5 protein-coding genes are annotated in these 7,426 nt (G+C 46.2%); 3 read left to right on the forward strand and 2 right to left on the reverse strand.

All coding sequences use genetic code 11. The annotated features are described in order from the left end of the window. Positions 1-10 precede the first annotated feature (10 nt). A complete protein-coding gene (metH, locus tag PN462_RS18455) occupies positions 11-3,577 on the forward strand; it encodes a methionine synthase (protein ID WP_272130297.1) in 3,567 nt (1,188 codons plus the stop codon). Positions 3,578-3,866: 289 nt separating this feature from the next. Here the strand turns inward: metH and PN462_RS18460 are convergent, their stop codons facing one another. Beyond that, positions 3,867-4,487, reverse strand: a complete 621-nt coding sequence (locus PN462_RS18460) for an ImmA/IrrE family metallo-endopeptidase (RefSeq protein ID WP_272130298.1) — start codon at positions 4,485-4,487, stop codon at positions 3,867-3,869. Positions 4,488-4,492: 5 nt separating this feature from the next. Then, complete coding sequence (locus PN462_RS18465; protein ID WP_272130299.1) at positions 4,493-4,831, reverse strand: helix-turn-helix domain-containing protein; 339 nt, start codon at positions 4,829-4,831, stop codon at positions 4,493-4,495. A 173-nt stretch (positions 4,832-5,004) separates the two neighbouring features. Here PN462_RS18465 and PN462_RS18470 point away from each other — a divergent pair, with 173 nt between their 5' ends. Next, the gene (locus tag PN462_RS18470; RefSeq protein WP_272130300.1) at positions 5,005-5,991 is read left to right on the forward strand and encodes a hypothetical protein; all 987 of its coding nucleotides are present in this window, start codon (positions 5,005-5,007) and stop codon (positions 5,989-5,991) included. Between the two features lie 53 nt (positions 5,992-6,044). After that, positions 6,045-7,151: a hypothetical protein gene (locus tag PN462_RS18475; RefSeq protein WP_272130301.1), complete on the forward strand. Its 1,107-nt coding sequence runs from the start codon at positions 6,045-6,047 to the stop codon at positions 7,149-7,151. Positions 7,152-7,426 lie beyond the last annotated feature (275 nt).

A 7,426-nucleotide genomic window follows, 5' to 3' on the forward strand; every position in this document is an offset into this window, starting at 1 on the left:
AACCAAAATCATGAACAGTTCTTTCCTTAACCGTTTACACAGCCCAGACCGTCCTGTACTCGTCTTCGATGGGGGAATGGGAACGAACCTGCAAGTCCAAGACCTCACAGCAGAAGACTTTGGAGGAGCCGAATACGAAGGCTGTAATGAATATCTCGTTCACAGTAAACCCGAAGCGGTCGCCAAAGTGCATCGAGGTTTTCTAGAAGCAGGTTCAGATGTCATAGAAACCGACACCTTTGGCGGCACATCCGTTGTTTTAGCCGAATACGACCTCGCCGACCAAGCCTATTATCTCAACAAAACCGCCGCAGAACTCGCCAAAAGCGTCGCACAAGAATACTCAACCCCCGAAAAACCCCGCTTTGTCGCCGGGTCAATGGGGCCAGGCACGAAACTCCCCACCTTGGGTCATATCGACTTTGATACCCTCAGAGATGCCTACGTGACCCAAGCTGAGGCGTTATACGATGGCGGCGTTGACCTGTTACTGGTTGAAACCTGCCAAGATGTCCTGCAAATTAAAGCCGCCCTCAATGCCATTGAAGAAGTCTTTGCCAAAAAAGGAGAACGACTCCCCTTAATGGTCTCCGTCACCATTGAACAAATGGGGACCATGCTAGTGGGAACAGAAGTCGGCGCAGCCGTATCCATCCTAGACCCCTTCCCCATTGATATCCTCGGCTTAAACTGCGCCACCGGGCCGGACTTGATGAAAGAACATATCAAATATCTGTCCGAGCATTCCCCCTTCACCATCTCCTGCATCCCCAACGCGGGTTTACCCGAAAACGTCGGCGGACAAGCCCATTATAAACTCACCCCCATGGAACTGCGCATGGCCCTGATGCACTTCGTGGAAGACTTAGGCGTGCAAGTCATCGGAGGATGTTGCGGGACTCGGCCCGACCATATTAAAGCCCTAGCCGAAATTGCCCAAACCCTCACCCCCACAGAACGTGAACCCCATCTAGAACCCTCAGCGGCCTCCATTTACAGCACCCAACCCTACGAGCAAGATAACTCCTTCTTAATCGTTGGGGAACGGCTCAACGCCAGTGGGTCGAAAAAATGCCGCACCCTCCTCAACGAAGAAGACTGGGATGGGTTAGTCTCCCTCGCCAAAGCCCAAATTAAAGAAGGGGCCCACATTCTCGACGTAAACGTGGACTATGTAGGCCGGGATGGCGAAAAAGATATGCACGAACTGGTCTCCCGGTTAGTGAATAACGTCACCCTTCCCCTGATGTTAGACTCCACCGAATGGCAGAAAATGGAAGCCGGGCTAAAAGTAGCCGGAGGGAAATGTCTGCTCAACTCCACCAACTACGAAGACGGAGAAGAACGGTTCTATAAACTCCTCGAACTGGCCAAACAATACGGGGCCGGAGTTGTCGTCGGGACCATTGACGAAGATGGGATGGCGCGAACCGGAGAGAAAAAATTTGAGATTGCCAAACGCGCCTACAATGATGCCATCAACTATGGTATCCCAGCCCATGAAATCTTCTTTGACACCCTAGCCTTACCTATTTCTACAGGGATCGAAGAAGACCGAGAAAACGGCAAAGCCACCATTGAGTCCATTAAACGCATCCGCGAAGAACTGCCGGGTTGTCACGTTGTCTTAGGGGTATCTAATATTTCCTTCGGGTTAAACCCGGCGGCCCGTCAGGTGCTTAACTCCGTCTTCCTCCACGAGGCCATGTCTGTGGGAATGGACTCGGCCATCGTCAGTGCCAGTAAAATCTTACCCCTGTCGAAAATTGATGAGAAGCAGCAAGAAGTCTGTCGGGACTTAATCTATGATCGTCGTAAATTTGATGGGGAGGTTTGCACCTATGACCCCCTAACTCAATTAACTGACCTCTTTGCCGGGAAAAAAGCCCGCAAGAGTGAAGCGGTTGATAAAAACCTCCCCATTGACGAACGGCTCAAACAGCATATTATCGACGGGGAACGCATTGGCTTAGATGAGGCATTAGAAGAAGCCTTAAAAGAATACGAACCCCTACATATTATCAACACTTTCTTACTCGATGGCATGAAAGTCGTCGGGGAGTTATTTGGGTCGGGACAGATGCAGTTACCCTTCGTGTTACAATCCGCCCAAACCATGAAAGCGGCAGTGGCCTACCTAGAACCCTACATGGAGAAATCCGACTCGGATAATAATGCCAAGGGAATTTTTGTCATTGCTACGGTGAAAGGGGATGTTCACGATATCGGTAAGAATTTAGTCGATATTATCCTCTCGAATAATGGCTATAAGGTGGTCAACTTGGGGATTAAACAGCCTGTCGAGAACATCATTCAGGCGTATGAAGAAACCAAGGCCGACTGTATCGCCATGAGTGGCTTATTGGTGAAATCGACAGCCTTTATGAAGGATAACCTAGAAGCCTTCAATGAACGAGGCATCTCGGTTCCGGTGATTTTAGGCGGGGCTGCTTTAACGCCTAAGTTTGTCTATAAGGACTGCCAAGGGGCGTATAAAGGCAAGGTGGTTTACGGGAAAGATGCTTTTGCTGACCTGAACTTTATGGATAAACTCATGCCTGCGAAGTCTGCGAGTCAATGGGATGATTTCCAAGGCTTTTTAGGGGAATTTGCCGAAGGGGATGAGTTTACTAAGGATGTGGCTGAGACCAATGGCAAGAGTGATCAAAAGACTGATAACCAACAAAACGGTAAGCAGGATAAAAAGGCGGAACAACCCAAGGAAGTGGACACCCGGCGGTCTGAAGCGGTGGATGTGGACATAGAGCGTCCTACGCCGCCATTCTGGGGGACAAAACTGTTAACGCCGGAGGATATCCCAGTGGAGGAGTTATTCGAGTATTTGGACTTACAGGCGTTGTTTGCGGGACAGTGGCAATTCCGCAAACCCAAGGATCAGTCACGGGAGGAATATAATCAGTTTTTAGAGGAGACGGTTCACCCGATTCTGGAGACTTGGAAGAAGCGGGTTGTGGATGAGAATTTATTACATCCGACGCTGATTTATGGCTATTTCCCTTGTCAGTCGGAGGGGAATACGCTGTATTTGTATAATCCGGAGAATCCGGAGGCGAAAGAAGAAATTGCCAAGTTTGAATTCCCTCGTCAACGGTCAGGCCGTCGTCTCTGTATTGCGGACTTTTTCGCCCCGAAGGAGTCGGGAGTGATGGATGTGTTCCCGATGCAAGCGGTTACGGTGGGTGAAGTTGCCACGGAGTTTGCCAAGAAGCTGTTTGATGCGGATCAATATACGGATTATCTGTATTATCACGGCATGGCGGTGCAGATGGCGGAGGCCATGGCAGAATGGATTCATGCAAAAATCCGCATTGAGTTAGGGTTTGGGGAGCAAGAACCTAAGACGATTCGGGATATTCTGCAACAGCGTTATCAGGGATCGCGCTATAGTTTCGGTTATCCTGCTTGTCCGAATATTGAGGATCAATATACTCAGTTGGAGTTGATGCAGACGGACCGCATTGGGATGTATATGGATGAGAGTGAACAAATCTATCCGGAACAGTCCACGACGGCGATTATTACCTATCACCCGGTGGCTAAATACTTTAGTGCGTAGGCTTTTGGGTTGGTAAGTCCTTATTAGCCTTGGGTTTAAACCCAAGGCTAATAGTTTAAACCCGTTAAAAACGGGTTGATGCGGAGTCTGCACCCCAAATATCCACTATCCTTGTGCAGTCTTGATCATTGTAGGGTGGGCAATGCCCACCCAGAGCGCATTTCAGTTTTTTTAGGGTCTTTCGATACCGGATTCTCTAGGAGAGAGCAAAAATACAACCTTGATCTTCCCTTTGTGTCCTTTGTGTCTTTGTGGTTTAACAGTTAACTGCCCCATCTCCCTTATCTCTCTAATAGGACTTTGACCTTAACCTTTCACCTTCCTCAATCCATTGTAAATCCCGGAGACGGTGCAGTAGGTTGGAAATTGTCACCCCGCAATCTTCCGCTAACCGATATAGATCGCGCCACTGGGTTAAGTCGCGCTGTTGTCGCTTTTCCTCTAAGAGATAACGGGGCATTAAGAGACAACTGGCGAAATATTGCGCTTGCCATTCAATCCCCTGTAACTCGTCTTCGCTGCGACAGAGGAGGGGATCAACGGCCATATAAACCCCCTGTTTTCGCAGTCGGTGGAGTCGCTCTACTGCAAATTGATCGATGTGTAATACCCAATGGCCGATTTCGTGGGCAATGGTGGACTCACCAAACCCTCCCCGCAATTGGGGGATGTTTTCGTTAATTTCAATCAACCTGTCGAGGGGGAGTATCCTCGCCGCAATTTGCCCTAGATCATCGTCGGGAATGGTATCCCATACAATGTCTAACCCTAGAAATTCACCCACCCAACTGGCATCGAGGGGGAATTGGGGCTGGTATTGGGGGGTTTGTTTCATGGCTTCGAGGATATCCAAGGCACGACATTCTATTTCGTGTTTGGAGATGAAACGAAAGGGTTTGATGATCCCCACTGTCTTTACTCCTGACGTTCAGCTTCTTGGAAAATTCGCTTGGCAAAATCGGGGTTTTCCCGCATCCGACGAAATAAGGTCGGCATTTGTTTATAGTGTTCTTTGAGGGTGCTTTCTTCTTGATGGGGGAGTCTCCCGGCGAGAAAGATTAATTCCTCTTCGTCTAAGTCGAGGTTTCGCGCGATCGCACGGATGACATCCTCTTTGGGGGCGTATTCTGCCCGGTTATTCTCCAGTTTCGACAGGTAGGTAAAGTCTAACTGGAGGCGTTTGGCCAACTCTCGTTGACTAAATCCTTTTTCCTTCCGCGCTTGGCGGATCACGATTCCAAAGTTGTTATTCACGGCTCTTTCTCCATTTCAAGACTTATTGTACCCTATGTTTGACGAAGTGTTCAACTATTGCTAATATAGATTTATGTTGACTTAATCAGTCAATGTAGATGAAGAGAATACAGGCCGTTAAACCTGATTCTGCATCTATCGACTCGTCCAGCATTACCGATTGAGGGCAAGTAATGAGCAAAGATACAGCAAATCCGACTAAAACTCAAATTTTACAGGCATTTCAGCAGGTTTTGGCGAAACAAGAGCAGATTTCCTCGAAGGTAGCTACAAAGGAGGAGGAAGCGCGGAAAGTTAAGAATCAAGAGCTTTTAGAGACGGTTGCCGACTACACCCTTGATAGTATAGTCAACGGGATGGCCGCTTTGCAACTGGATTTTGGCAATATTCTCACCAATTTGTCAGAGCGTCTTGATACGGAGTCTAATAAACTAGAGGAGTTAAAACGGGCGATTTCGGTAGAGACAGAAAACTTGCAAAACCTTCGTCAAGTGCGGGTTGTTGCGGATGCTCTCTATATTTTACGCCAAGAGCATGAAGAAAAGTTGCAGGGGTTAGAAAAGCAAACACAACAGCAACAGGAAACCCTTGAAAAAGAGCAGATTCAAACTCGGAAGTTTTGGGACCGGGAGGCCGAAGAATTTGCGGCACAAGTCGCAGAAATGACAGATTTAATTACGAAACAACGGGAGCAGGAAGCGGCTGATTATCAGTATGAAACTGAGCGTGCGCGTAAGGTGGAGATGGATGAATATGAGGAGCAAAAACGACTACAAGAGCGCACCCTACAAGAGCAAAATCAATTTAAAGAGAAAAACTGGACAGAGCGAGAGCAAAAATTGGCGGAACAAGAAGCAGAGTTTGAGGCAAACCAAGAGCAAATTACCGGGTTTGAGGAGGCATTAAAGGCGGCTTATACACAGGCAAAAGAGGCAGCTATTAGTGAAGCAAATCGAGAGGCAACTGTCAAGGCTAATTTGGTAGAAAAAGAATGGGAGGCGGAGAAACAGGGCTATGATTTAAAATTACAGTCTTTAGAGGCTTCGATTCAGCGACAAACGGAACAGATTTCTGATTTGATGGCACAGTTACAAGCGGCGACTAATCAGGCTCAAAGTCTTGCAATGCGAGCTTTTCAGGGTAATAACTCTAATAAATGAGTCAACTTATTTTTTATTTTCTAGAAAATTGCAGTAGTTATTAATACAAAATCATGGCTAAAAAGATTACACTTCGCAACACTAAAGCCGAAATTATGGAGGCTTTTCAGGAATTACAACAAGAAAAGTCGAATTTAGAAGCTGATGTAAAAAAGCTCGCTAAGGAAGCAAAAAATACGGCTAAAGCTAAACTCCAGTCTCCCCCACCTACTCAACCTCAACCCAAGGAAAATCAAGCACCAATGAAACCTTTACAGTTAACTCAGTCTGATATTCCTAAAATTATCCAAAATTTGGAGACTTTACAGGTGAGTTTTGGGGGTGCGGTGAGTAATTTATCGGAGCAGTTAATTCAAGAGGTTTCGCAGCTTGAGGAGTTGCAGGAGTCGGTGCAGACGGAGCGAGATGAATTAGCGGAGTTGCACGAATTAACGGAGATTGAAGATAATACTTTAGCGGACTTGATTACAACTTATCAAGAAAACTCGAAAACTTTTGCCGAAGAATTCAGCGATCGCCAGGAAACTTTAGAACAACAATTACAGGATGCTCGTCAAGGGTGGCAAAAGGAAAAAGAAACCCATCAGCAAGAGATTAAAACTCGCAATCAACAACAAGAAAAAGCCCGTCAACGAGATGAGGAAGAATATCATTACAATCTGCAATTAGAACGCAATTTAAGTGATGAGGAGTTCCAGCAACAGAAAAAAGAACTTTATCAAACCTTAGCGGAGGAGAAAGAGGCACAGGAGAAAGAATGGGAGGAACGAGAAACGGCAATTGCTCAACAAGAAAAAGCCTATGCGGAGGCCAAACAGAAGGTTGAGGAGTTTAAAGTTGAGTTAGAGAAAAATAAGAAAAATGGGAAAGAAGAGGGGCGTAATATTGGGCATTATAACGCTAAAGTGAAAGCAGATGTACGAGCAAAAGAAATTGAAGGAGAGCGTCGTAATTATGCTTTACGCATTGAGTCTTTAGAGCAGGATATTGAAGCGCAGAATGTCCGAATTCAGACGCTCTCACAACAACTAGATGCGGCTTTAAAACAGGTTCAAGATTTAGCAGTTAAAGCAATTGAAGGAACAGCGAATCGGAATACTTATGAAGCGATGAAGGAAATTGCGGTAGAGCAGGCGAAAAATCAGTTAAAGGGGAAATAATTGAACGATGCCTTGGGTTGAATCCAAGGCTATTGTTTATAATAAGATAGCCTTGGGTGGAAATCCTGTTGTTTATAATAAGATAGCCTTGGGTTGAAACCCTGTTGTTTATAATAAGATAGCCTTTAAAGGGAAAATAATTGAACTATGCCTTGGGTTGAATCCAAGGCTATTGTTTATAATAAGATAGCCTTGGGTGGAAATCCTATTGTTTATAATAAGATAGCCTTGGGTGGAAATCCTGTTGTTTATAATAAGATAGCCTTGGGTTGAAA

The organism is Spirulina sp. CS-785/01 (genome assembly GCF_028330525.1).
GTDB lineage: Bacteria > Cyanobacteriota > Cyanobacteriia > Cyanobacteriales > Spirulinaceae > JAQMSD01.